The sequence below is a fragment of the Brachybacterium sp. AOP42-C2-15 genome (assembly GCF_052377065.1).
GTDB lineage: Bacteria > Actinomycetota > Actinomycetes > Actinomycetales > Dermabacteraceae > Brachybacterium.
In genome coordinates this window covers 52,055-77,696 of the sequence record NZ_JBQSWK010000002.1, presented here as the reverse complement: position 1 = coordinate 77,696, position 25,642 = coordinate 52,055, and the positions used below count along the sequence as shown (strand labels likewise).

Here is a 25,642-nt window from a genome sequence, read left to right as displayed (position 1 = left end):
GGTGCCATGCGCAGACTGGGCACCGAGAGCTGGGCCGGCATCGCGAGCGGCTTCTACCTGATGATCCAGCTGGCGACCGTCTTCAGCACCCTCACCCTGCTGCGGGAGAAGCGGATGCGCACCGAACTGGCCCAGGCACACGTGGACCTCAAAGCCGCCGGGATCCTGCTGGCCGAATCCACCCGCACCGCGGAGCGGCTGCGGATCTCCCGCGAGCTGCACGACCTGATCGGCCACCAGCCCACGGTGCTGACTCTGAACCTGGAGGCCGCCCGGCACGTCGGCCCCGACCGGGCGCGCGAGCACGTGGCTCGTGCCGATGCCGTCGCCCGAGGGCTGCTGCGCGACGTCCGCTCGACGGTGGGGGAGCTGCGGACGCAGCCCGTGGACCTGCAGGAGGCGCTGCGCAGCATGGTCGAGGGAATTCCCGGGCTCCAGGTCGACATCGCCGTGGACCCGGATCTGAACCTGGGGGAGGAGCAGCAGGTCGCCTTCATCCGCCTCGCCCAGGAGGCGGTGACCAACACGATCCGCCACTCCGAGGCCTCGCGGCTGCAGATCGACCTCGCCCAGGACGGCAGTCAGGTGTCGCTGGTGGCGCGAGACGACGGGATCGGCGCCCGGGCTCCCGAGCTCGGCAACGGTCTGTGCGGTCTGCGCGAACGGTTCGAGTCCCTGGGGGGCGAGCTCACGGTCGACGGCACCGCGGGCTTCGCGGTGACGGGGCGGGTGGCGGCGTGACCCGAGTGATCGTGGTCGATGACCAGGCGCTGGTGCGTGACGGGATTCGTGCTCTCCTGCAGGTGGCGGGGATCGATGTGGTGGCCGAGGCGGACGACGGGAAGACGGCGCTGGCCGCAATCGCCGAGCATCCCGTGGACGTGGTCCTGATGGACCTGCGGATGCCGCGCTTCGACGGCCTCTGGGCGCTCGAGCAGCTGCATGCGCAGGGCTCACAGGTGCCGGTCCTCGTGCTCACCACCTTCGATGACGATGAGCTGGTGCTCCAGGCTCTGCGCAGCGGTGCCCGCGGATACCTGCTCAAGGACGTCACCGTCGACCAGCTCGCCCGGGCCGTGCGTGCCCTCGAAGGCGGGGGCACCCTGATCTCGCCGTCCATCACGGAGGGCCTGCTGCGCGCGATTCGCTCGGACCGGGTGCCGGCTCGGGAACGGGCCGCCCCGATCCAGGCGCTGACCGACCGGGAGACCGACGTGCTCCGCATGCTCGCCGAGGGCTACAGCACCCGCGAGATCGCTGAGCTCCTGCACCTGGCTGAGGGCACCGTGAAGAACCACATCTCGATGATTCTGCAGAAGCTGGGGGCGAGGGATCGCACCAGCGCGGTGCTGCGAGCCCTGCGCGAAGGCGTTCTCGGATAGAGCGAAGGCACTCTCGGAGAGAAGGGCATCCGAGCGGTGACCAGCGTAGAAGCGACGAGGCCGCGACATCCGGTGGATGCCGCGGCCTCGTGCCATGGAGCGGGCGACGGGAATCGAACCCGCGTAATCAGTTTGGAAGACTGAGGCTCTACCATTGAGCTACGCCCGCGCTGCGGCTCTATTGAACCAGATCAGCGATGCAAGAGCACATCCGCAGTGGCCTAGGCGACATGCATCTGCTCACAGCGCCCGGGCCAGACCGAGGCACTCCGCAGTGGGAACGGGTAATATCTCCAAGGTTGCCCCCCGGGGTGTAGCTCAGCTTGGTAGAGCACCCGCTTTGGGAGCGGGAAGTCGCAGGTTCAAATCCTGTCACCCCGACTCCGCGTCGGGTCGCCCGCGTGCGGGCCCGGGGCGCCATCAGAAACGTCCACCTACTGTCCATCTACAGGGAGACCTGACCAGTGAAGACCGAGTCCGAGAAGCTCAGCCCCACCCGGGTGAAGCTCACCGTCGAGGTGCCCTTCGACGAGCTCAAGCCCGCCGTCGAGACCGCCACCAAGAAGATCGCCGATCAGGTGCAGATCCCCGGCTTCCGCAAGGGCAAGGTCCCCTCCAAGCTCGTCGAGCAGCGCTTCGGTCGCCCCGCGATCATGCAGGAGGCCGTCAACGACGCCCTGCCCGACTTCTACCAGCAGGCTGCTGCTGAGGCGGAGATCAAGCCCGTCGGCCGCCCCGAGGTGGAGATCACCGAGGTGCCCGGCCTGGACGGCTCCGAGGACGGCAACCTGCTCTTCACCGTCGAGCAGGACGTGCGCCCCGAGATCGAGCTGCCCGACTTCTCGACCTACGAGGTCGAGATCGACGAGCCGACCGTCGACGAGGACGCCGTCGAGGTGCGCCTGGACGAGCTGCGCGAGCGCTTCGGCACCCTCGTGGGCGTGGACCGCCCCGCCGAGGATGGCGACTTCGTCTCCCTCGACATGGTCGCGACCATCGACGACGAGGAGATCGAGTCCGTCGAGGGCGTGTCCTACCAGATCGGTGAGGGCAACATGCTCGAGGGCCTCGACGAGGCGCTCATCGGCCTCTCCGCCGAGGAGACCACCACCTTCGTGTCCAAGCTGGCCGGTGGCGACCGTGCCGGTGAGGACGCGCAGGTGAAGGTCACCGCACAGTCCGTCAAGGTGCGCGAGCTGCCCGAGGCCGACGACGAGTTCGCCGAGATGGCCTCCGAGTTCGACACCATCGACGAGCTCAAGGATGACCTGAAGAAGCAGGCCGCCGCCGACGCCGAGGGCAACCGTGTGGGCCTGGCCCGCAACGCCCTGCTCGAGAAGCTCCTCGAGGAGCTCGAGATCCCGGTCCCCGAGCAGCTGGTGGAGGACGAGATCCTCTCCCACCTCGAGAACGAGGGCAAGGAAGCTGGCGACCCGCACGGCGAGGAGATCCGCGAGGACACCGAGAAGGCCGTTCGCGCCCAGTTCCTGCTCGACGAGATCAACGGCACCCGCGAGGTGAACGTCGATCAGAGCGACCTCATGAACTACATGACCCAGCTCTCGACCCAGTACGGCATCGAGTCCAACCAGCTGCTGCAGATGCTCGCCCAGTCGGGTCAGCTCGAGCAGATCTTCTCCGAGGTCCAGCGCTCCAAGGCGCTCGAGGTCGTCCTCGCCGAGGTCACCGTGAAGAACACCGCTGGCGACGTCATCGACCTGGGCCTGAAGGCCGAGGGCGCCGACGCCGACGCGGCAGAGGCCGACGAGAAGCCCGCCAAGAAGGCCCCGGCCAAGAAGGCCCCGGCCAAGAAGGCCGCTGCCAAGAAGGCGCCGGCCAAGAAGGCTGCTGCGGCGGATGACACCGACGCAGCGGAGGCCGACGAGAAGCCCGCCAAGAAGGCTCCGGCCAAGAAGGCGCCGACGAAGAAGGCTGCTGCGGCGGATGACGCTGACGCCGCTGAGGCGAAGCCGGCCAAGAAGGCTCCCGCCAAGAAGGCACCGGCGAAGAAGGCCGCTGCGAAGAAGGACGAGGCCGCCGAGGCGACCGACTCCGAGTGACTCGCCGCCCCCGCTGCGGGGCATGAGACGACGCCGGGCCGTCACCCATCGGGGTGGCGGCCCGGCGTCGTCGATGGAAGACTCGGCGACCCGGCCCGCAACGGTCCGAGACTGCCGTCCCCGGAGGTACCTGATGGGATCGTCGACCGCATCCGGCACGAGCAAGGTCACCTGGAGCTTCACTGCGTCCCTGGACGGGTTCATCACCGGCCCCGAGCACGACATGGCGTGGCTCGAGGCCTGCCCGAGGATGGACGAGTCGGTGCTCGCACGACTCGCCGCTGCCGTCGGCGTGATCCTCTCCGGGCGCCGCGGCTACGACGCCGCCCGCGCACAGGCCGACCATCGCGATGAGCTCACCGCCGAAGCCTACGGCGGGGCATGGACGGGCACCGAGATAGTTCTGACCCACCGCCCGGCGGAACTCGCTGACGATCCCGCGGTGACCGCATGGGATGTGGACGTCGTGGAGGCGGTGCGCCGGGCTCAGCAGCTCGCAGCGGGCAAGGACGTGCAGATCATCAGCGCGGATATCGCCCGCCAAGCGCTCGAGCATGGCCTGGTCGACGAGCTGCAGGTGTTCTCGGCCCCCGTCATGCTCGGCGATGGCACCCGCGCCTTCGACGTGCCCGGTGGTCGCTTGGTGGAATGGGAGCTGGTCGGGCCCATCCCCGGCGCCGAGGCGGCGTTCGGCAGGATCTACCGGGCACGCTGAGGTGAGCGGCCATGCGAACGGCCCGGCTCCCCAGAGGGGGCCGGGCCGTTCTGCGTGCGCGCTGTGGATCAGCGGTAGGTCACGAAGCCGATCGGGTTGCCCCAGATGGAACGCTCGACGACGCGCTGCTTGGAGCCGGAGGCGTCGATGATCTGGCCGTTGCCGGCGTAGATCGCGACATGGCCGGACCAGGCGACGATGTCTCCGGGCTGAGCCTGCGACTGCGAGATCCAGCGGCCGCCGTTGGCGATCTGGCCCGAGGTGCGCGGGAGGTCGATGCCGGCAGCCTGGTAGGCGTAGTTCACCAGGCCGGAGCAGTCCATGCCGCCGAGCGAGGAGCCGCCCCAGCTGTAGGGGGTGCCGACGGCCGAACGGGCGGCGCTGACGATCGAGCTGGTGTTCGAGGAGGAGCTCGAGGACGAGGCGGCGGGAGCCGAGGCGCCGCCGGTGGAGACGGCACCGCCGTTGAGCGCGCTGCGGGTCTGGGGACCGACGACGCCATCGACCTGGAGGCCCTGGGAGGACTGGTAGTCCTTCACTGCGGAGTGCGTGCGCTTGCCGAACACGCCGTCGACGGACAGGTTCGCGCCGTGGTCGTTGAGCGCCGACTGCAGATCCTGCACGGCACCGCTGCGCGAGCCCCAGCGGAGCTTCTGCGAGCTGTCCAGGACAGCGGTGGGAGCGGTGGCCGTGGGGGCCGCGGGGGCGGCGTTGACAGCAGGTGCTGCCGGGGCGCTGGCGATCGGGGCGGCGGGCGCCGCCGGAGCGGCCTGGGCGGCGCCGCCGACGAAGGCGGTGCCGAGGACCACGGTGCCGAGGACGGCAGCTCCACCGAGGCCACGAGCCGCGCGCTGGGCGTGGTGGGTCGGGAGCTGGGCGCGGCCGGGGATGCGATGCGAGTTGTGCTGGGCCATGATGTGCGGTTCGTTCCTTCCGGTCCCGGCGTGGGCCGGGGTGTACTGCAGGCTGTTGTGACCACCGTCTTCGAGGCGATGTAGCCACCGTAGGAGGGCGACGGGGCATCGGTAAGGGTGCTTGGCAGAGCTGAACCGTGGTCTTGACACGGTTTTTGCACGCGCATCGCCGGACGTGACCCGATCTCGCCACGACTTGACGATCTCGCGAGAGGCGGGACACAGCGGAGGGATCTGGCGAGGGCTGGGACGCGGTGGAGCGAGCCCCGTCCGGCTGCGCGTGACGTCCGCTCTGCTGGCAGGGCCCGCTGTCCCGCTCGTGCAGTGCGCCTGCGGCGAACAGGGCCCGCGAGGGTCCCGCCGAGCGCCTAGAGTCGTGTCATCGACGATTTCCGCTATCAAGGAGACACCGTGACCCGCGTGACCCCGCAGAGCACTCAGACCTCCCCGCCCCGCAATGCGGCCGGCGACACCCCCATGGGGCTGGACGACAACGTCTACCAGCGCCTGCTGCGCGAGCGCATCGTCTGGCTCGGCTCCGAGGTGCGCGACGAGAACGCCAACGCGATCTGCGCCAAGATGCTCCTCCTCGCCGCCGAGGACCCGGACAAGGACATCTACCTCTACATCAACAGCCCCGGTGGTTCGATCACCGCCGGGATGGCCATCTACGACACCATGAAGTACATCCAGCCGGACGTGGTCACGGTGGCGATGGGCATGGCCGCCTCGATGGGACAGTTCCTGCTCTCCTCCGGCACCAAGGGCAAGCGTTTCGCCACGCCCCACACCCGCGTGCTCATGCACCAGCCGCTCGGTGGCCTCGGTGGCACCGCGACCGATATCAGGATCCAGGCCGAGCTCATCCTGTCGATGAAGCGCACCCTCGCCGAGTTGATCGCCGAGCAGACCGACAAAAGCGTCGAGCAGATCACCGCCGACTCCGACCGCGACAAGTGGTTCACCGCGGAGGAGGCGCTCGAGTACGGCTTCATCGACAAGATCGTCACCGGTGCGCGTGACGTCACCGGTGGCGGCGGCACCGCCGACTGACCGGCCCCGGCACCCACCGACACCCTTGACTCAAGGAGACCCAGTGACCTTCGACCCCCGCACCATCGGCGCATTCCCCACCGCCCAGGCCGGCCGGATGGCCCCGACGGCCCCGCTTCCCACGTCGCGCTATGTCCTGCCTCAGTACGAGGAGCGCACCGCCTACGGCATGAAGCGTCAGGACCCGTACACCAAGCTGTTCGAGGACCGCATCATCTTCCTGGGCGTCCAGGTCGACGACGCCTCCGCGGACGACGTGATGGCCCAGCTGCTGGTCCTGGAATCCCAGGACCCGGATCGTGACATCACGCTGTACATCAACAGCCCCGGCGGCTCGTTCACCGCGCTGACCGCGATCTACGACACGATGCAGTACATCAAGCCCGAGGTCACCACGGTGTGCCTGGGCCAGGCGGCCTCCGCCGCCGCCGTGCTGCTGGCGGCCGGCGCTCCGGGCAAGCGCCTCGCGCTCCCGAACGCGCGCATCATGATCCACCAGCCCGCCATGGGTGGAGAGGGCGGCGGCGGCCAGGCCTCCGACCTGGAGATCCAGGCCAACGAGATCATGCGCATGCGCGAATGGCTCGAGGAGACCCTGGCCTTCCACTCCGGTCGCACCAAGGAGCAGGTCAGCGTCGACATCGAGCGCGACAAGATCCTCACCGCGGCCGGAGCGCTCGACTACGGCCTGGTGGACCAGGTGCTGGAGTCCCGCAAGGTGCCTCGCGCGCAGCTCTCGAAGTGATCGCCCGCCGCTTCCGGCGCCTCGGCTGAGGCCCCGCGGCGGCACCGGCGTCACGATCCATCGGCCCCTGCCCGCTCCCGAGCGCTGGCAGGGGCTGATGTCGTTCCCGCGGGGCGGCGACGGTTCCCTCGGAGGCCGGCCGTCGATCCGGCGGGGCGCGGCCTCAATCCCTCGGGGGCCGAGCATCGCTCCTGCGGGGCGCGGCGTCCCGGAGCGCGTCGCCTACCGCGTCCGGGGTCGTCTGCGCGGTACCGTGGTGAGGGTCCGCGGGGCTCGAGCCGTGACCCGAGGATTCTGCAAGAGCACTGCTGACGGCCCGATGAAAGGACACGGACATGGCGCGTACGAGCGATGGGTCCGACGTGTTCAAATGCTCCTTCTGCGGAAAGTCGCAGAAGCAGGTCGAACGACTGATCTCCGGCCCCGGGGTGTACATCTGCGAAGAGTGCATCGAGCTGTGCAACGAGATCATCGCCGAAGAGATCCAGGCCGCTCAGCCGGTCGCCCAGGACCAGGCCCCCCTCCCGGCCCCCCGCGAGATCTTCGACTTTCTCGAGGAGTACGTCGTCGGCCAGGAGCCCGCCAAGCGTGCGCTCGCGGTCGCCGTCTACAACCATTACAAGCGCGTGCGTGCGCAGGACGCCGCCGAATCTGCCTCGCCGGCCAAGAGCGCCGCGGTGAGCCTCGCGGAGGAGGCCGACTCCGAGCGCGACGAGATCGAGGTCGCCAAGTCCAACGTGATGCTGGTGGGTCCCACCGGCTGCGGCAAGACCTATCTCGCGCAGACCCTCGCCCGGATGCTCGACGTCCCCTTCGCGATGGCGGACGCGACCGCGCTCACGGAAGCGGGATATGTCGGGGAGGACGTCGAGAACATCCTGCTCAAACTCCTGCAGGCCGCAGATTACGACGTCAAGAAGGCCGAACGCGGCATCATCTACATCGATGAGGTCGACAAGATCGGTCGGAAGTCCGAGAACCCGTCGATCACCCGCGACGTCTCCGGGGAGGGTGTGCAGCAGGCCCTGCTGAAGATCCTCGAGGGCACCGTCGCCGCGGTGCCGCCGCAGGGCGGGCGCAAGCATCCCCACCAGGAATTCATCCAGATCGACACCACGAACGTGCTGTTCATCGTGGCGGGTGCCTTCTCAGGCATCGAGGACATCATCGGTTCACGGCTCGGCAAGCGCGGCATCGGATTCGGCGCCGAGCTGCATACCCCCCTCGAGCAGGAGCAGATCTACTCCAAGCTGCTGCCGGAGGATCTGCTGAAGTTCGGACTGATCCCCGAGTTCATCGGCCGTCTGCCCGTGATCACGAGCGTCTCGAACCTCGATCGCGACGCCCTGATCACCATCCTCACGGAGCCGCGCAACGCACTGGTCAAGCAGTTCCAGAAGATGTTCGCCCTGGACGGGGTGGAGCTCGACTTCGAGCGCAGCGCCCTGGAGGCCATCGCCGACAAGGCGATCCAGCGGGAGACCGGAGCACGTGGACTGCGAGCGATCCTGGAGGACTCCCTGCAGCCGGTGATGTTCGAGGTGCCCTCTCGCGACGACGTGGTCAAGGTCGTGATCACCGAGGGCGTCATCACCCAGGGACGCGCCCCGCTGATGCTCACCGGCAAGGACGCGGACCGTGAGAGCTCCCGGACCCGCCAGGAGCGCACGGCATGACCGGTGCGAAGCCGGGACCTGCAGGAGGCAGCCACCCCGAGACCCGTGCCCGCGAGCTGCTTCTGGAGGAGCGGCGCAGCATCGACAACATCGATGCCGCGCTCGTGCATCTGCTCGCCGAGCGCTTCGCCCACACTCAGCGTGTGGGGGTGCTCAAGGCCGAGCATGGACTGCCGCCTGCGGATCCTTCGCGGGAGCGCGAGCAGGTCGATCGGCTTCGTGCCCTGGCTGATCAGGCAGGTCTGGACCCCACTTTCGCCGAAGCCTTCATGCGCTTCATCGTCACCGAGGTGATCCGCCACCATGAGCGGATCCGGGACGAGAGCTCCGGCGCGAGCCCCGCGGAGAGCTCTGCGCAGAACTGACCCGGTCGCACCTGCCGGGCCATCCCCGTCGGGCCACCCCCGTCGGGTCGTCTCTGCCTGATCACCCCTGCTGGGCCGCTCCGCTGAGGCCCGTGGTCCTGCCGCAGCAGGCGGGTGCATGGATAGTCCTCCCCATCGACGGATGGAAGCGGGCCCCGTAGTTTCTCGTCCTAGACGGATGGCGATGAGCAGGGGAGCGGACGATGAGCGGGTTCTGGGGAGCCGAGGTCGAGGTGCTGCGTCAGCATGGCACGGCCTGCGGTGCAGCGGCAGGGGCGGTGGAGTCGCTGCTGGGGAGCTGCGCGAGTCTGATCGACGGGATCGAATGGATCGGGCCTGATGCCGACTCGTTCCACGAGCGCTGGGGCGGGGAGGTCCGGCCGCTCATCGAGCAGATGATCCACATGCTCCGAGCAGATGGACGCGAGCTGAGCCGTCACGCCGATGCCCAGGACGAGGCCTCCGGCGGCGGTGACGGACGCCGAGCGCCCACCTCGCCGGGAATGCCGATCCCGAGCCAGCCCCTGCCGTTTCCCCTGCCCAAGGGGCTCCCCCCGATCCTTCCCCCGATCTTCCCTCCGCTCCCGATACCGGGAGATGACTTCACGTGGCCGATCACTCCGCCGTGGGGGAAGCCGCCGGTCTCTCCGCTCCCGACACCGGGGGATGACTTCACCTGGCCGATCCCCCCGCCGTGGGGCAAGCCGCCGGTCCCGACCGTTCCGGACGGACCGTTCGACGTCGGCCCCTTCCCGTTCCCCATCCTGCCGCTGCCGAGGCTGGAGATCCCGCGCTGCCCGGTGCCGCGCATCGATCCGGACGACCTGATCATCGGGATCCCGCCGATCCTCACTGACTGCTTCCCGACTCCGCCACCGCTGCCGCCGCTGTTCCCACCGCCCATGACGGACTGCTGGCCGATCGGGGAGCGCGCGCCGCTGCCCATGCCGGAGAATTGGCCGCTGCCTCAGCCGCGCTCGCTGCCCAGCCTGCTTCCGGAACCGATGCCGTTGCCGGAGAACTGGCCGCTTCCTCAGCCGCTGCCGCGTCCGCTGCCGATCCCGGACCAGTGGCCTTTGCCGATGCCCCTGCCGCGGCCCGACATCTATCGGCTCTGAGGAATAGCGGGCCGTCGCCCCCTGGTCCAGGGCCATCTGCCCAGGTGAGAAGGTATGAACTTGGCAGCGGGCAACTGTGGTGAGGCGGCCCGCCGCGGGCAGGCGGTAGGTAGGATGCCGATATGGCTCGCACAACGTTCCTCGACTGGCCGGTGATCCGGCAGCTTCGCGGGGCAGATCCGACAGGCCGCGGCAAGGCGGTCACCTCGGCGAAGACCCGCACCACCGCCCCGCGCACCGCTGACGTCGACGGGGTGGCGGACAGCGTCTGCCCGTACTGCGCAGTCGGCTGTGGCCAGCGTGTCTTCCACAAGGACGGCAAGGTCATCCAGATCGAGGGCAACCCGGATTCCCCGGTGTCCCGCGGTCGCCTGTGCCCCAAGGGCGCCGCCAGCGAGCAGCTCGCGAACTCCTACCTCCGCCAGACGAAGGTCCGCTATCGCCGGCCCTACGCGACCGCGTGGGAGGATCTCGAGCTCGAGACGGCGATGGACATGATCGCCGACCGCTTCATCGCCTCCCGCCGCAAGCACTGGGAGGACGAGGACGAGCACGGCCGGCCTCTGAAGCGCACGATGGGGATCGCCAGCCTCGGCGGGGCGACCATCGACAACGAAGAGAACTATCTGATCAAGAAGTTCTTCACCGCGGCGGGCGCCATCCAGATGGAGAACCAGGCCCGCATATGACACTCCGCCACGGTTCCCAGTCTGGGAACCTCGTTCGGACGTGGCGGTGCCACGCAGTCGGTCCAGGACTTCGCCAATGCGGACCTCATCGTCATCGAGGGCTCGAACATGGCCGAGGCCCATCCGGTCGCCTTCCAATGGGTGATCGAGGCGAAGAAGCGCGGTGCGCGGGTGATCCATGTCGATCCTCGCTTCACGCGCACCTCGGCGAACGCTGATCGGCACATCCCGATCCGCTCCGGCACCGACATCGTGCTGCTGGGCGGGGTGATCCGGCATGTGCTCGAGAACGATCTGTACTTCAAGGAGTACGTCCAGGCATTCACCAACGCCTCGACGCTCATCTCCGAGGAGTACGGGGACCCCGAGGACCTCGACGGCCTGTTCTCCGGCTACGACCCGGAGACCTCGACCTATGACAACAGCAAGTGGGCGTACGCCGGTGATGAGGACAGCATCACCCGCGGGATGCCCGAGCGTGACGAGACGATGCAGCATCCGCGCAGCGTGCTCCAGATCCTGAAGCGCCACTACGCCCGGTACACCCCGCAGATGGTCCAGGACACCTGCGGCATCGCCCCGGAGGACTTCGAGTACCTGGCCACCGCGATCGCGGAGAACTCCGGGCGCGAGAAGACCACGATGTTCGCCTACGCGCTGGGCTGGACCCAGCACCAGGGCGGGGCGCAGATGATCCGCACCTCCGGCATCCTGCAGCTGCTCATGGGCAACATGGGCCGCCCGGGCGGCGGCATCATGGCACTGCGCGGCCATGCCACGATCCAGGGCTCCACGGACATCCCGACGCTCTATCACATCCTCCCCGGCTACCTGCCGATGCCGAAGGTGGGACAGGACGACTTCGCCGAGTTCACCCGCGGGATCGGCAAGAAGGAGCAGAAGGGCTTCTGGGCGAACGCGGACATCTACACCATCAACCTGCTCAAGGCATGGTGGGGCGAGAACGCGACGGTGGAGAACGACTGGGGATTCCATCACCTGCCCCGGCTGACCGGTGCCCACGGCACCTACCAGACCACCATGCGGATGCTCGAGGATGGCGTCGACGGGTACTTCCTCTTCGGCCAGAACCCGGCCGTCGGCTCCGCGAACGGGCGGCTCCAGCGCCTGGGCATGTCGCATCTGGAATGGATGGTGGTGCGGGACTTCTACATGATCGAATCCGCCACCTGGTGGCGCGACGGTCCGGAGATCGAGTCCGGGGAGCTCACCCCGGAGCAGATCGCCACCGAGATGTTCTTCCTGCCGGCGGCGAACCACACGGAGAAGGCGGGCTCCTTCACCCAGACTCAGCGCATGGTGCAATGGCGCGACCAGGCTGTCGAGCCCCCGGGTGACGCGCGCAGCGACCTGCAGTTCATGTACGACCTCGGCTGCCGCATCCGGGAGAAGCTCAAGGACTCCACGGACCCTCGTGACCGTGCGATCCTCGACCTCACCTGGGACTACCCGGTCAACGACCATGGTGAGCCCGACGCCGAGTCGGTGCTGGCCGAGATCAACGGCCGCCACCTCACCGGGGAGAAGGCCGGGCAGCCGCTCGCCGCGTTCAGCGAGATGAAGGGCGACGGCTCCACGATCGGCGGCTGCTGGATCTACACCGGTGTCTACGCCGAGGGCATCAACCAGGCCCGCCGCCGCACGCCCGGCCAGGAGCAGGATGAGACGGCCGCCGAATGGGGCTGGGCGTGGCCGGCGAACCGCCGAATCCTCTACAACCGTGCCTCGGCCGATCCCCAGGGCAGGCCCTGGAGCGAGCGGAAGAAGCTGGTGTGGTGGGACGAGGAGGCCGGCCGGTGGACCGGGAACGACGTCCCCGACTTCCCGCTGACCAAGCGTCCGGACGATCCGGGGGATCCCAGCCAGGGTGGTGCCGCGGCGCTCTCCGGCACCGACGCCTTCATCATGCAGTCCGACGGCCGCGGCTGGCTGTTCGCCCCCACCGGGATGGTGGACGGCCCGATGCCGACGCACTACGAGTCCCCGGAGTCGAACATCCGCAACCCGCTGTATGCGCAGCAGTCCAACCCCACCCGGGTCACCTTCCGCGATGAGGACAACCTCAGCTCGCCCGGGGCGATGGGGCCCGGCGGCGAGGTGTACCCCTACGTGTTCACCACCTACCGGATCACCGAGCACCACACCGCCGGCGGCATGAGCCGCTTCCTGCCCTACCTCTCGGAGCTGCAGCCGGAGATGTACTGCGAGGTCTCCCCGGAGCTGGCCGAGGAGGTCGGGCTGGAACCCTACGGCTGGGCGACCATCATCTCGGCGCGCAGCGCGATCGAGGCGAAGGTGCTGATCACCGAGCGGATGACCCCCCTGCAGGTGGGGGAGCGGACGGTCCACCAGATCGGGCTCCCGTTCCACTGGGGCCAGGGCACCGAGGCGATCATCAGCGGTGACGGCGCCAACGACCTCATCGGGATGAACCTCGACGCCAACACGCAGATCCAGAACAGCAAGAACAACTCGTGCACCCTCCTCCCGGGACGCCGCCCGCGGGGTCCGGAGCGTGGGAAGCTGGTCGAGGAATATCGTCGCCGCGCCGGCCTGGTCGTCTCCGAGCACCCGGCCGTCGACGGCGCCGAGGGTGCCCCGGGTGCCGGGCCCGCCGACGGCTCCGTCCCGCATGAGGTGCGAGGGCCGGAGGAGGCCAGCGCGGTCCCCAGCGGAGAACGCTCGATGAAGGAGATGAAGAACCGATGAGCCTGCTCTCCGGACCTGAAGGGCCCGCCGCGGATGCCGGCTGGGCGCACGAGCACGTGCGCAAGGGCTTCTTCACCGACACCTCGATCTGCATCGGCTGCAAGGCCTGCGAGGTGGCGTGCAAGGAGTGGAACCGCAATCCCATCGACGGCAACCTGGAGATCCTCGGCTCGAGCTACGACAACACCGGTGAGCTCGGCGCCAACACCTGGCGCCATGTCGCCTTCATCGAGCAGGGGCAGGAGCGGATCGAGGAAGCCCGGGAATCGGGCCGCAAGCTCGTCAGCCTCGGCATGCCCGGGATCGGCCCGAAGCCCTCGGGCCGCCGCGGCGCGACTCCGGCCGGGGATCTGTCGAGCACGGACCGCACCCCGCCGGACACCCCTGAGTTCCGCTGGCTGATGTCCTCGGATGTGTGCAAGCACTGCACCAACGCCGGCTGCCTGGACGTCTGCCCGACCGGCGCGATCTTCCGCTCCGAGTTCGGCTCCGTGGTGGTCCAGGAGGACGTCTGCAACGGCTGCGGCACCTGCGTGAGCGCCTGCCCCTTCGGGGTCATCGAGCGCCGCGACGACGGCACCATCTCACCCTTCGCGCATCGCGGGGACAAGGTGGATCGGATGGGCACCGCCAGCAAGTGCACCCTCTGCTACGACAAGATGGTCGACGGGCAGGAACCCGCCTGCTCCGCGACCTGCCCCACCCAGTCGATCAAGTTCGGCGATCATCCGGACCTGACCACGGAGGCGCAGCAGCGCGTCACCGACCTCCACGAGCGCGGCATGACCGAGGCCCGCCTGTACGGCGCGAACCCCAAGGACGGAGTCGGCGGCACCGGCTCGGTGTTCCTGCTGCTGGACGAGCCCGAGGTCTACGGGCTCCCACCGGACCCGCAGGTCCCCACCAAGTCCCTGCCCGCCACCTACGCCCGGGTGGGCATCGCCGCTGCGGGCATGGTCGCCGTGGCCGCGCTCTCGTTCCTGGGAGGGCGCCGATGAGCATCACCGAGTTCGATGCCGACCGCCCGCCCGAGCTCCCGCGGAAGCGTCGCCGGGGCGGGGGACGGCGCCGCCGCAGCCTCACCGAGGTCGGGATGGGGGACGGCTCCCGCGAGGGCGCCGTCGTCGAGGACGTCGAGTTCGAGCGGTCCGATGAGTTCGACTCCTATTACGGCCGACAGGTCGTCAAGGCTCCGCCGTGGAAGGAGCCGATCGCGATCTACCTGTTCCTCGGCGGGGTCGCCGGCGGCTCCGGTCTGCTCGCCCTCGGCGCGCAGTGCACCGGCCGCCCGCTGCTGCGCCGCAACTCCCGCCTCATCGCCCTCGGCGCGGTGGGTGCGGGCACCGTCGCACTGATCGAGGACCTCGGCCGCCCCGAGCGATTCCTGAACATGATGCGCACCGTCAAGGTGACCTCCCCGATGAGCCTGGGGACCTGGATCCTCGGCGGGTTCGCGACCTTCTCCGGAGTGCTCGGCGCGATCGAGGTGGATCGGATGACGGGGGAGAGGCTCCCGTTGGGAGTGCTGCGTGACCTGCTCAGCGGGCTCGAGGGTCCCTCCTCGCTGGGTCAGGGCGTGCTCGCGCCGCTGCTGGCCTCCTACACCGGCGCGCTGCTGGGCAACACCGTCGTGCCGACCTGGGAGGCGGGCCGCGAGCACCTCTCCTACCTCTTCACCTCCTCCGCGAGCCTCGCCGCCGGCGGAGCCGCAATGCTCACCAGCCCCGTGGCAGAGGCCGGTCCCGCCCGGCTCCTCGCCAGCGCCGGGGTGGTGGGAGACGTGATCTCCATGCACCTCATGAAGGAGTCGATGCATCCGCTGGAGGCCGAGCCGCTGGAGACCGGGCGGGCCGGGACGCTGCTGAAGTGGTCCGAGCGCCTCGCGATCGCCGGCGGCATCGGCACCCTCCTCGGCGGCCGCAACCGGTACCTCGCCGCCGCGAGCGGCGTCGCGCTGCTGACCTCCTCCGCGCTGACCCGCTTCGGGGTGCTGTACGCGGGGCTGGAGTCCGTGAAGGACCCGCGCCGCGTCATCGAGCCGCAGAAGGCACGGCTCGCCGCGCGCCGCGCCACGGGCAACACCGACGACTCGATCACCACCGCCGGCTGAGCTCCGGCGCGGGAGTTCCCGGCGCAGGAAATGTCAGCGCAGGAATCCTCAGTGCAGGAGTTCTCAGCGCACGTCGATGCCCGAGCCCTCCACGGTCTCGCCGATGATCGGATAGCCGGGGACCTCACCGATCACCAGCAGCCCGCCGGAGGTCTGCGCGTCGGCCAGCAGCAGAAGATCCTCCTCGGTGATGCCGGCCCCGGCGCGCAGCCCCCTGCTGGCCTGCACCCACTCGAGGTTCCGTCGCGTCCCACCGGAGACGTAGCCGTCGCGCAGCGCCTCGGCGGCCCCGTCGATCAGCGGCACCGCGGCACGGTCGATCACCATGCCCACCCCGGAGGCGCGACCCATCTTGAACAGGTGTCCCAGCAGACCGAATCCGGTCACATCGGTCGCCGCCTTCGCGCCGGCGGCGAGTGCCGCCTTCGAGGCATCGCGGTTCAGGGTCGTCATGGTCTCGATCGCCGCGGAGGAGACCTCACCGGTGCTCTTCATCCGGTTGTTCAGCAGGCCCACGCCGAGCGGCTTGGTGAGCGTGATCGGCAGTCCTGCCTCGGCGGCGTCGTTGCGCAGCAGACGGTCCGGGTGCGCGGTGCCGGTGACCGCCATGCCGTACTTCGGTTCCGGATCGTCGACCGAGTGCCCGCCGATGACCGGCACCCCTGCCTCCTGCGCGATCGCAAGACCGCCCGCGAGCACCTCCTGCAGCAACTCGTAGGGGAGCACCCCGCGGGGCCAGCCCACCAGGTTGATCGCCACCACCGGGTCGCCGCCCATCGCGTAGATATCCGAGAGGGCGTTCGCGGCGGCGATGCGACCCCAGTCGAAGGCGTCATCGACCACCGGGGTGAAGAAATCCGCGGTCGAGAGCACAGCGGTGGTGCCATCGGGCCCGCCGATCCGCACCGCGGCGGCGTCGTCACCGTCCTCGAGGCCCACGATCACCTGCTCGTACTGCTGCCCGGAGAGTGCGGAGACGACCTCCTCCAGCTCACCCGGCGGGATCTTCGAAGCGCAGCCGCCGCCGTGCGCCATGGTGGTCAGACGGATCGCGGGCTGGGACACGGGACGGATCAGGTTCTCGTTCATGCATCGAGCCTATGTCGCCGCAGACGCCCGTGCGGGGCGAGTCGTCCCTGGTCCGGCGGTGATAGCTTGGTGCGCGGAGGCGTACGTGTCCTGGTGGGCGCCCCGGTCTTCAAAACCGGTGAGACCGAGCATCTCGGTCTGGCGGGTTCGATTCCCGTCCGCCTCCGCCATGCATTCGCCGCCCCCGCAGGTGGCACCGCCCCGTCGGCACCAGGAGGTCCCGTGCCCATGCCCGTGCCCCCGCAGCCCGGCGAGGAGAGCCCGGACCCGCGTCGTCGGATACCGCGCACCGACCAGCTGCTGGCCCATCCCGACGTCGTCGCCGCGACAGCGACCTTGAGCGAGCTCGTGGTGGTCGGCATCGTGCGCGCGGTCCAGGACCGCGCCCGGACGGGTGAGATCACCCCCGAACAGGTGCAGGAGGAGATCCTCGCGGCCCTTGGAGGTCGTCCCGCCGGGTCCTCGCGCCCGGTTCTGAACGCGACCGGGGTCATCGTCCACACCAACCTCGGCCGAGCGCCGCTCTCCGGGGCTGCACGCACCGCGCTGCAGGATGCCGCCGGATACACCGACGTCGAGTTCGACCTCGGCACCGGTGCCCGCTCCCGCCGCGGCGCCGGGGCCCGGGCGGCGCTGCTGGTCGCCTGTCCCGAGGCCGAGGACGCGCTCGTCGTCAACAACGGCGCGGCCGCACTGCTGCTGGCCGTCACGGCACTGGCCGGGAACGGCGAAGTGGTGCTCAGCCGCGGGGAGATGATCGAGATCGGTGCCGGCTTCCGCCTGCCGGACCTCATCACCTCGACCGGCGCGAAACTCCGCGAGGTCGGCACCACGAACCGCACCCACCTCGCCGACTACACAGGAGCGATCGGCCCCGGGACCGGCTGCGTGCTGCGCATCCACACCAGCAACTACCGAGTCATCGGCTTCACCTCCGAGGTGGGCCTGCGCGAGCTCGCCGGCCCCTGTCACGAGGCGGGCGTCCCGCTGATCGCGGACCTCGGCAGCGGACTGCTCGCCCCCGAACCGTTGCTGCCGGAGGAGCCCGATGCCGCCACCGCCCTGCGCGGGGGAGCGGACCTGGTGATCGCCAGCGGGGACAAGCTGCTCGGCGGCCCCCAGGCCGGGATCCTGCTGGGCAGCGCCGAGATCATCGCGCGCCTCGCCCGGCACCCCCTGGCCCGGGCCGTGCGCGCGGACAAGCTCACCCTCGCCGCGCTCGAGGCGACCCTCGGAGGGCCCGTCCCCCCGGTGCTCGAGGCGCTGCGCCAGGACCCGGCCGCCCTGCGCGAGCGCACCGAGCGCCTCGCCGTGCAGCTCGGCGGGCGCGTGCTCGCCCACGAGGGCCGGGTCGGCGGCGGGGGAGGAGCCGAGGTCCCGCTGCCCGGCTGGGCGCTCGCCCTCGAGCCCGAGCTCGCCGCCCCGCTGCGCACCGGTGAGCCGGCGGTCGTCGCCACCGTGCGGGACGGCGACTGCCTGCTGGACCTGCGCTGCGTGCCCGCCGCTGAGGATGCGCATCTCGTCCTGGCCGTGGCCGCGGCCCGCGGGCGCCTGCAGCAGACTTCTCGATGATGCAGGTCATCGCCACCGCAGGTCATGTCGACCACGGCAAGTCCACCCTCATCCGAGCTCTCACCGGGATCGAGCCGGACCGGCTGGCCGAGGAGAAGCGGCGCGGGCTGACCATCGACCTCGGCTTCGCCTGGACCGCGCTGCCCTCGGGCCGAGAGGTGTCCTTCGTCGACGTCCCCGGTCATGAGCGCTTCCTCGGCAACATGCTCGCCGGCCTCGGCCCCGCCCCGATCGTGTGCTTCGTGATCGCCGCGGATGAGGGCTGGCAGGCTCAGTCCGGCGACCACCGGGATGCGATCGCGGCGCTCGGCATCGACCAGGGCCTGATCGTCATCACCCGCATGGACCTCGCCCCCGACCGGGTCGAGCAGGTCATCGCCGAGGCCCGCAGCGAACTCGCCGGAACCGGCCTCGCAGGCGCGCCCGCCGTCGGCATCTCCGCAGTCGCCGGGCAGGGCCTCGACGAGCTGCGCACGCTGCTGGATGCCGCGGTCGGCTCCGCCCGCGAACCCTCCACCGCGCAGCGGGTGCGGCTGTGGGTGGACCGTGCCTTCTCGATCTCCGGAGCTGGCACCGTGGTCACCGGCACCCTCGCCGCCGGCACCCTGCGGCGCGAGGACCGCCTCACCCTGTGCGGCGCTGATCGCAGCGGAGAGGTCGTGGTGCGCGGCCTGCAGAGCCGCGGCGGCCAGGTCCCTCAGCTGGGACCGGTCAGCCGTGCCGCGGTGAACCTGCGTGGGGTGAGCACCGAGGAGATCGGTCGCGGCGACGTGCTGCTCACGCCGGACACCTGGGAGCTCACGCATCTCCTGGACGTGCGCCGCAGCACCGGGACATCCCTCGAGGACGCCCCGCAGCAGCTGGTGGCCCACATCGGCACTGCCGCAGTCGGGGCGCGGGTGCGCCCGCTGGGGCCCGACCACGCGCGTCTCACCCTGGACCGCCCGCTCCCGCTCCAGCTCGGGGACCACCTGGTGCTGCGCAGCAGCGGCAGCCACTCGGTGCGCAACGGCGTGCAGGCGCTCGACCTCGACCCTCCCTCCCTCGAGCGGCGCGGCGACGGCGCCCGGCAGCGCGCAGTGCTCGAACAGATGCCGCTCGGCGGCGACCTCGCCCTCGAAGTGCGACGCCGCGGCGCGGTGCGTGCCTCCCTCCTCCTCCGCTACGGGATGACGCTGCCGGTCCCGCTGCCGGAGACGGTGCACCGCCACGGGGACTGGCTGGTGGATGCGGAGGCGAGGACGGGCTGGGCGGAGCAGCTGGGCGAGCGCGTCGCTCAGCAGCGTCGCACCGATCCGCTCACCGCTGGGCTGCCGCGCAGGGCCGCGATCGATGCGCTTGCGCTGCCTGACGAGGCGCTGCTCGACCTGGTGGTGGCTGCTGCCGGACTCGTCCAGCACGAGGGTCGGGTGCGCGATGCGGAGTCGGGCCAGGATCTCGGCGCTGCCGAGGCTGGCGTCCGCACCCTCGAGGAGCGGCTCGCGCGATCACCCTTCGCCGCGCCGGAGGCCGACGATCTCGCCGCGCTGGGACTCGGGCCGAGAGAGCTCGCGGCCGCAGCCGCGCAGGGACGGCTGCTGCGCCTGCCGGACGAGGTGATCCTGCTGCCCGCGGCGCCCGCGCTGGCGATGCGCGCCCTCGCCGCGCTGCCGCAGCCCTTCACCACGAGCGAGGCCCGGCAGGCGCTCGCGACCACTCGCCGAGTCGCGATACCGCTGCTCGAGCATCTCGACAGCCGCGGCTGGACTCGCCGCCCGGATCCCGGCCACCGCGAGGTCGTGCGCTGAGCTGTGCGCTGAACCGGGCAGCGCAGCATGTGCCGGGCCGTCTCCGCAGGTTCGAGGACGGAAACGGTCGTCTGCGGGGGCCCGCCTTGCCTCAACGCCGTGCGGCGAGCCACTCCTGATGAGCGTTGAGCAGAGCGTTCTGGGCCCTGCTGTGGTCGGCCGGGGTCAGCAGCGCGGCAGGTGAGGTCGGAGACTCCCAGATCGCCCTGACCTCGACCTGCCGGCCGTCGTGCAGCTGGGCGATCACGACGGTCCGGGGGCTGCCGGGCGGGGGAGGCAGCAGCTGATGGACCTGCTCCCAGCGCAACGACTGCGCAGCCTTGAACGCCCCGCACCAGCTGAAACCCTGCCCGTCGATCCGCAGCCCAGAGCGCTGCACCGCCCAGAGGATGAACACGCCCGCGCCGATCGCCAGCAGCGAGGGGAGGAACAGCATGAGGAAGCCGGCACTCTCCAGGGCCCACGTCAGGATGATCGCCGTGATGCCGGCTGCGATCCCGATCAGGATGACGAAGGGTCCGACGGCGTAGTTCACCTTGGCGGCGACGCTGCGGATAGTGATGCTCAAGAGGGTTCTCCGACGTGAAAGGGGACGGACCCGGCCACACTACTGTCCCGGTGCTGAACCATCGATCGTCGGCACATGGGGAGTTGTCCCCATGGGCACGGCGATGACCACTGGGTAGCCTCGTGATGTTCGGGGACCAGAAGTGAGGACGGGCGGCATGGCGGGTTTCTACGGCAGCGACACGGATCAGCTGCGACAGCACGGGGATGCATCCCGGCAGGGTGCGCAGGCCCTCATCGAGCTGACCGAGCGGGTCACCGCTGCGATCGATGCGGCAGCCTGGATCGGCGCCGACGCAGACGCCTTCCGTGCCGAGTGGCACGGGACGGTCAAGCCCGGACTCCATACGCAGGCGGACACCCTCCGCGGCAAGGGCGACCAGCTCGATCAGCACGCCGAAGAGCAGGACCAGGCGTCGGCAGTGGACGGCGGCGGCGGTGGCCTGCTCGACCTGATCGGTGATCTCCACGTCCAGCTGCCCCTCCTCGGAGGCCCGCTCATCGGCCTCCCGCTGACCCCTGACGTCATCCGTGACCTGGCCGACGGACTGGACGACTGGTTCACCGGTGGGGACGCCGAGGGTGATCACCACATGTACGGCTCCGGGGAGGACTTCGGCGAGGGGCAGGTGGCCGCCGACGGACGCCCGGTCGGCCAGTCTGACGCAGGAGGCTCCCACTGGGACGGCAGGGAGATCGACAACGAGCGAGGGTACTTCGACGGCTACGCCGAGACCCGTGCGAGTGCGGGCGCTCACGCCACCCAGGACGAATACGGCAACTACACCGCGAGTGCAGGTGCTCGGGCCGGCGCCGAGGTCGGCTTCGACGAGATGGTCTACGGCCCTGACGGCAAGCCCCTGATCTCGGCCGACGGACGCATCGGCGCGGAAGCCTATGCTGAGGGCGGTGCCAGCCTCGGCCCTGACGGGGCGAGCGCCGGCGTCCGCGCCGGAGCGGGGGTCTACGGCGATATCTCGAACACCTTCCACGGGCCGATGGGCTCGAGCTACGAGATCGGTGTCGAAGGCTATGCGGGCGCCCACGCCGAGACCAACGCCTACGCGAACCTGACCCGCAACGAGGACGGCCAGGTCAACGGCGCTGAGTGGGGCGCGGGAGCTGAGGCCTTCGCAGGCGCCGAGGGTGCGGTGAAGTTCGAGCGGACCAGTCCCGGAGGCTGGTTCTCCAGCGAGGGTTCTGTGGGCGGCCAGGCAGGTTTCGGTGCTGGCGCGTCGACCGGCGGCTCCGTCTCGACCGATGAGATCTCCTTCGGCCTCGGTGGCGAGTTCGCCGTCTACGGGGGAGGTACCGGTAACCTCTCGGTCGCGATCCACCCCAACGCCATCGTCGACTCCTTCACCCCCGGTGACTACAACATCGATGACGCGCTCGGTGATGCCTCCGGAGCAGCTCGCGATGCCGGACATTGGGTGGCGGACCGGTGGCCCTTCTGAGCGCTCCTCGGTGACGACGAGACCGGGCAGGGGAGTTCCCCCCATGGGCATCTCCGCACGGGAGATATAGGCCCTTCGGAACGGGCGAGTACGACCTCGAGAACATCATCGACGACGCCTCCGGCATCTTCGACGGGGCGAAGAACTTCGTCGAGTAAAACTGGCCGTTCTGACCTGGCCGGCTCAGCCCAGCAGCCCCGGCCGGGCGGGCTCAGCGCCCGGACTCGGGGTTCTGCGCAAGCCACTGCTGATGCGCCCTGATCACAGCGGCACCGGCACGCACGTACCACGGATGAGGGCCGGTGCTGTCGCCGGCGCTCTGCGTCTTCCGCAGCGGCGTGATCGGCACCATGGAGCCGTCCCGGAGCCACAGCAGCACCGAGTCGCCTCGCTCGTGCATCCCTGGGACCACGACCTGGTGGACCTGCTCCCAGGGCACGAAGCTGCGAGCTCCGAACATCGTGGACCAGGCGACCCCGCGGGCATCCAGACGTGCGCAGGCCCGGCGGGCGAGCAGGAACAGGGCGACCCCGACCCCGACCACAAGCAGTCCGAGCAGCACCACGAGCACGGCACCCAGCACCTCACCCTGGACGATCAGGGCCACGGCGAACAGCGCAGTGAAGACTCCGGTGGCGGCGACCGCGGCACCGGCCCACATGAGTCCGGAGCTGGATCCTGCCCGGACGGTGGCGAAGCCCATGGGGTCTCCTTTTCACAGCGCCGGCCACTCAGCTCCGGCGACGATCGGGTCTGCACAGACTGAGTCGGGTCTGCACAGGCCGAGTCGGGTCTGCGCAGACTGAGCCGGGCCTGCGCAGACTGCGACTGTGCAGAACGAGCCTGCGCGGGCTCAGCCCTGGTTCCGGGGCTGCTTGACCGGCGGCTCGCCGAGCTCGACATCGCGGGTGAGGATCCCTTCGACCTCACCGGCGACCAGCTCGAGCTTCTCGATGCGGCCCAGCGCCGTGAGGTCACCGGCGGCGGCCTCGAGGTGGGCGAGCGCCGCCTGTGGGGCCACGACCGTGACGGACAGGATCGGGGTCTTCTGTGAGACCTTCGCATCGGACTTGATGCGCCGCAGCGTGATCGCGGCCTGCGCGACCGTGTCCACGAGCGCCGCGTCCTGACCGGCTGCCGCTTCCCGCAGGGGAGCGGCCTCGGGCCAGGCCTGGGTGTGCACGCTGCCACCCCGCCACCACGACCAGACCTCCTCGGTCGCGAACACGACCACGGGGGCGAACAGCCGCAGCAGCACCTCGAGCGTGATCGCGAGCGCGGCCCGGGCCGAAGCTGCCCCGGCCTCACCGGCGGGGGAGTTGCCGTGGGCACGCTCCTTGACCAGCTCGATGTAGTCATCGCAGAACGCCCAGAAGAACGGCTCGATGACCTCGAGCGCGCGGGCGTAGTCCATGTCGTCGTTCGCGGCGGTGGCCTGCTCGATGACATCCGCCAGCTGTGCGAGCAGCGCCCGGTCCAGCGGATCGGTCACCACGGCAGGATCTGCGGCGAGGCGTCCGGCGGGATCGGCCGGGGCGTCCCCGAAGCCGAGGGCGAACTTCGAGGCGTTGAGGATCTTGATCGCGAGGCGTCGGCCGATCTTCATCTGCCCCTCGTCGAAGGCGGTGTCCACGCCCTGACGGGCACGACCGGCCCAGTAGCGCACCCCATCGGAGCCGTGCTGCTCGAGCAGACCGATGGGGGTGACCACGTTGCCCTTGGACTTGGACATCTTCTTGCGGTCCGGGTCCAGGATCCAGCCGTTGATCGAAGCGTGCTTCCAGGGCAGCGAGTCCTGCTGCAGGTGGGAGCGCACGATCGTGGAGAACAGCCAGGTGCGGATGATGTCGTGGCCCTGGGGCCGCAGATCCATCGGGTACACCTTGGAGAAGAGCTCCGGGTCGGAGTTCCAGCCACCTGCGAGCTGCGGGGTCAGCGAGGACGTGCCCCAGGTGTCGAGGATGTCGGGGTCGGCGACGAAGCCGCCGGGCACGCCGCGCTGGGACTCCTCGAAGCCGTCGGGCACGTCGATCGTGGGATCGATCGGCAGTGACTGGACCGACGGAGTGAGCACGGTGTCGTAGTCCGTCTCGCCATCGGCGCCCACCGCGTACCAGATCGGGAAGGGCACACCGAAGAAGCGCTGGCGGGAGATCAGCCAGTCACCGGCCAGGCCCTCGACCCAGTTGCGGTAGCGGGACTCCATGTACGTGGGGTGCCAGGTCAGCTCCTTGCCACGGGCGATCAGCTCGTCGCGCAGGCCGCCCTCGGACTGATCACGGCCTCCGTTGGTGAGGTACCACTGGCGGGAGGTGACGTACTCCAGCGGCTTGTCGCCGTTCTCGTAGAACTTCACCGGGTGGGAGATCTTCTCGATCTCGCCGGTGAGGTCTCCGGACTCGGTCGCCATCTCCACCACGCGCTTCTGCGCGCTGAACACGGTCAGTCCCGCCAGCTCGGAGTAGTTCGCCTGGCCCTCGGGCGTGGTGATCCACGGCGCCTCGGTCAGGAAGCGGCCGTCGCGGCCGATCACGGAGCGGGTGGGCAGCTCGAGCTCGCGCCACCAGGTGACGTCGTTCGAGTCGCCGAAGGTGCAGATCATCGCGATGCCCGCGCCCTTGTCGGGCTGGGCGAGGGGGTGCGCCAGCACGGGCACCTCGACCCCGAACAGGGGAGAGGTGACGGTGCTGCCGAAGAGCCCCTGGTAGCGCTCATCGTCCGGGTGGGCCACAAGAGCCACGCACGCGGGCAGCAGCTCGGGGCGGGTGGTCGCGATGACGACCTGCTCGCCGGTGCCGTCGGTGCGGGTGAAGCCGAGGCGGTGGTAGGCGCCGTCGCGGTCGCGGTCCTCCTGCTCGGCCTGCGCCACCGCGGTGCGGTAGGTGACGTCCCACATGGTGGGGGCCTCGGACTGGTACGCCTGACCGGCCTCGAGGTTCTCGAGGAAGGCACGCTGGGAGGTCGCGCGGGAGTGCGCGTTGATGGTCTGGTAGCTGTAGTTCCAGTCCACCGAGAGGCCGAGGGTGCGGAACACTTCCTCGAAGGACTTCTCGTCGATCGCGGTGAGGCGCTCGCACAGCTCGATGAAGTTGCGGCGCGAGACGGGCACCTGGTTCCCGGGCTTGGAAGACTTGTTGTCGCCGCCCTCCTGCGGGGGCGTGTAGTCCTCCACATAGGGCAGCGAGGGGTCGCAGCGCACGCCGAAGTAGTTCTGCGCCCGGCGCTCGGTGGGCAGGCCGTTGTCGTCCCAGCCCAGCGGGTAGAAGACGTTCTTGCCGCGCATGCGCTGGTAGCGCACGATCATGTCCGCCTGCGAGTAGCCGAACACGTGGCCCACGTGCAGCGAGCCCGAGGCCGTGGGCGGCGGGGTGTCGACGCTGAAGACCTGGTCGCGGGTGGTGTCGGGGTCGAAGGCGTAGAGCTGCTGCTCGCTCCATACGCCGTCCCACTTGTCCTCGAGGCCCTCGAGGGAGGGTCGATCGGGGATGGACGTGGCGGTGTCAGGGCGCGGTGCAGTGTCGGTCATGGGGACATTGTTCCAGGTCTGTGCTCGGGTGCAACGCAGGCGGCGACAGTGTGAGCGCCCTCGCGTACGAGGCGGGGCGCAGCGGGG

20 protein-coding genes and 3 tRNA genes are annotated in these 25,642 nt (G+C 69.8%); 17 read left to right on the top strand and 6 right to left on the bottom strand.

The features are described from left to right. Nucleotides 1–6 precede the first annotated feature (6 nt). Nucleotides 7–741 carry a sensor histidine kinase gene (locus tag ACT3SQ_RS01545; RefSeq protein WP_444598955.1) on the top strand — a complete coding sequence of 245 codons (735 nt, stop codon included), beginning with the start codon at nucleotides 7–9 and terminating at the stop codon, nucleotides 739–741. Beyond that, nucleotides 738–1,382, top strand: coding sequence for a response regulator (locus ACT3SQ_RS01540; protein ID WP_441444713.1), 645 nt, complete (start codon nucleotides 738–740; stop codon nucleotides 1,380–1,382). Before ACT3SQ_RS01545 ends, ACT3SQ_RS01540 begins: the two co-directional genes overlap by 4 nt. A 95-nt stretch (nucleotides 1,383–1,477) precedes the next feature. Here ACT3SQ_RS01540 and ACT3SQ_RS01535 read toward each other — a convergent pair. Continuing rightward, nucleotides 1,478–1,551, bottom strand: a tRNA-Gly gene (locus tag ACT3SQ_RS01535). A gap of 138 nt (nucleotides 1,552–1,689) precedes the next feature. On the opposite strand from ACT3SQ_RS01535, the gene ACT3SQ_RS01530 reads away from it, so the two are divergent. The 3 genes from ACT3SQ_RS01530 to ACT3SQ_RS01520 all read left to right on the top strand — a co-directional run bounded on the left by ACT3SQ_RS01530 (nucleotide 1,690) and on the right by ACT3SQ_RS01520 (nucleotide 4,157). Further along, nucleotides 1,690–1,763 (top strand) — tRNA-Pro (locus ACT3SQ_RS01530). An 83-nt stretch (nucleotides 1,764–1,846) separates the two neighbouring features. After that, nucleotides 1,847–3,442, top strand: coding sequence for a trigger factor (gene tig / locus ACT3SQ_RS01525; protein WP_441445075.1), 1,596 nt, complete (start codon nucleotides 1,847–1,849; stop codon nucleotides 3,440–3,442). Nucleotides 3,443–3,575: 133 nt separating this feature from the next. Beyond that, the gene (locus ACT3SQ_RS01520; RefSeq protein ID WP_441445076.1) at nucleotides 3,576–4,157 is read left to right on the top strand and encodes a dihydrofolate reductase family protein; all 582 of its coding nucleotides are present in this window, start codon (nucleotides 3,576–3,578) and stop codon (nucleotides 4,155–4,157) included. Between the two features lie 68 nt (nucleotides 4,158–4,225). Here the strand turns inward: ACT3SQ_RS01520 and ACT3SQ_RS01515 are convergent, their stop codons facing one another. Further along, a complete protein-coding gene (locus ACT3SQ_RS01515) occupies nucleotides 4,226–5,071 on the bottom strand; it encodes a C40 family peptidase (protein ID WP_441445077.1) in 846 nt (281 codons plus the stop codon). Nucleotides 5,072–5,548: 477 nt separating this feature from the next. Between ACT3SQ_RS01515 and ACT3SQ_RS01510 the strand changes: the two genes are divergently transcribed. The 8 genes from ACT3SQ_RS01510 to nrfD all read left to right on the top strand — a co-directional run bounded on the left by ACT3SQ_RS01510 (nucleotide 5,549) and on the right by nrfD (nucleotide 15,557). Continuing rightward, nucleotides 5,549–6,124: an ATP-dependent Clp protease proteolytic subunit gene (locus ACT3SQ_RS01510; RefSeq protein ID WP_441445110.1), complete on the top strand. Its 576-nt coding sequence runs from the start codon at nucleotides 5,549–5,551 to the stop codon at nucleotides 6,122–6,124. Nucleotides 6,125–6,221: 97 nt separating this feature from the next. Next, the gene (locus ACT3SQ_RS01505) at nucleotides 6,222–6,869 is read left to right on the top strand and encodes an ATP-dependent Clp protease proteolytic subunit (RefSeq protein WP_441445111.1); all 648 of its coding nucleotides are present in this window, start codon (nucleotides 6,222–6,224) and stop codon (nucleotides 6,867–6,869) included. A 335-nt stretch (nucleotides 6,870–7,204) separates the two neighbouring features. Then, entirely contained in the window at nucleotides 7,205–8,545 is a 1,341-nt protein-coding gene (gene clpX, locus ACT3SQ_RS01500) for an ATP-dependent Clp protease ATP-binding subunit ClpX (RefSeq protein WP_441445078.1), read from the top strand. Continuing rightward, nucleotides 8,542–8,910, top strand: a complete 369-nt coding sequence (locus tag ACT3SQ_RS01495; RefSeq protein WP_441445079.1) for a chorismate mutase — start codon at nucleotides 8,542–8,544, stop codon at nucleotides 8,908–8,910. The genes clpX and ACT3SQ_RS01495 overlap by 4 nt, the downstream gene beginning before the upstream one ends. A gap of 203 nt (nucleotides 8,911–9,113) precedes the next feature. After that, nucleotides 9,114–10,028 (top strand): hypothetical protein, encoded by a 915-nt coding sequence (locus ACT3SQ_RS01490; RefSeq protein WP_441445080.1) that lies wholly within the window; start codon nucleotides 9,114–9,116, stop codon nucleotides 10,026–10,028. Between the two features lie 122 nt (nucleotides 10,029–10,150). Then, a complete protein-coding gene (gene fdnG, locus ACT3SQ_RS01485) occupies nucleotides 10,151–13,447 on the top strand; it encodes a formate dehydrogenase-N subunit alpha (RefSeq protein WP_441445081.1) in 3,297 nt (1,098 codons plus the stop codon). After that, entirely contained in the window at nucleotides 13,444–14,445 is a 1,002-nt protein-coding gene (locus ACT3SQ_RS01480; protein WP_441445082.1) for a 4Fe-4S dicluster domain-containing protein, read from the top strand. The genes fdnG and ACT3SQ_RS01480 overlap by 4 nt, the downstream gene beginning before the upstream one ends. Next, nucleotides 14,442–15,557 (top strand): NrfD/PsrC family molybdoenzyme membrane anchor subunit, encoded by a 1,116-nt coding sequence (gene nrfD / locus ACT3SQ_RS01475; protein WP_441445083.1) that lies wholly within the window; start codon nucleotides 14,442–14,444, stop codon nucleotides 15,555–15,557. Before ACT3SQ_RS01480 ends, nrfD begins: the two co-directional genes overlap by 4 nt. A gap of 63 nt (nucleotides 15,558–15,620) precedes the next feature. Here nrfD and selD read toward each other — a convergent pair whose 3' ends face one another. Next, nucleotides 15,621–16,646, bottom strand: a complete 1,026-nt coding sequence (selD, locus tag ACT3SQ_RS01470; protein WP_441445084.1) for a selenide, water dikinase SelD — start codon at nucleotides 16,644–16,646, stop codon at nucleotides 15,621–15,623. Between the two features lie 75 nt (nucleotides 16,647–16,721). Here selD and ACT3SQ_RS01465 point away from each other — a divergent pair. From ACT3SQ_RS01465 to selB, 3 genes are all read left to right on the top strand, one after another. Continuing rightward, nucleotides 16,722–16,816, top strand: a tRNA-Sec gene (locus ACT3SQ_RS01465). 58 nt (nucleotides 16,817–16,874) lie between these two features. Next, nucleotides 16,875–18,218 carry an L-seryl-tRNA(Sec) selenium transferase gene (gene selA / locus ACT3SQ_RS01460; RefSeq protein WP_441445112.1) on the top strand — a complete coding sequence of 448 codons (1,344 nt, stop codon included), beginning with the start codon at nucleotides 16,875–16,877 and terminating at the stop codon, nucleotides 18,216–18,218. Next, nucleotides 18,218–20,005, top strand: a complete 1,788-nt coding sequence (gene selB / locus ACT3SQ_RS01455; RefSeq protein WP_441445113.1) for a selenocysteine-specific translation elongation factor — start codon at nucleotides 18,218–18,220, stop codon at nucleotides 20,003–20,005. Before selA ends, selB begins: the two co-directional genes overlap by 1 nt. A gap of 91 nt (nucleotides 20,006–20,096) precedes the next feature. Here the strand turns inward: selB and ACT3SQ_RS01450 are convergent, their stop codons facing one another. Next, nucleotides 20,097–20,573: a hypothetical protein gene (locus ACT3SQ_RS01450; RefSeq protein ID WP_441445085.1), complete on the bottom strand. Its 477-nt coding sequence runs from the start codon at nucleotides 20,571–20,573 to the stop codon at nucleotides 20,097–20,099. A gap of 157 nt (nucleotides 20,574–20,730) precedes the next feature. On the opposite strand from ACT3SQ_RS01450, the gene ACT3SQ_RS01445 reads away from it, so the two are divergent. Beyond that, on the top strand, nucleotides 20,731–22,029 hold the full coding sequence (locus ACT3SQ_RS01445; RefSeq protein WP_441445086.1) for a WXG100 family type VII secretion target: 1,299 nt from the start codon (nucleotides 20,731–20,733) through the stop codon (nucleotides 22,027–22,029). 211 nt (nucleotides 22,030–22,240) lie between these two features. On the opposite strand, the gene ACT3SQ_RS01440 is transcribed toward ACT3SQ_RS01445, so the two are convergent. Beyond that, nucleotides 22,241–22,732: a hypothetical protein gene (locus tag ACT3SQ_RS01440; protein WP_441445087.1), complete on the bottom strand. Its 492-nt coding sequence runs from the start codon at nucleotides 22,730–22,732 to the stop codon at nucleotides 22,241–22,243. 150 nt (nucleotides 22,733–22,882) lie between these two features. Next, nucleotides 22,883–25,555, bottom strand: coding sequence for a valine--tRNA ligase (gene valS, locus ACT3SQ_RS01435; protein ID WP_441445088.1), 2,673 nt, complete (start codon nucleotides 25,553–25,555; stop codon nucleotides 22,883–22,885). Nucleotides 25,556–25,642: the final 87 nt, after the last annotated feature.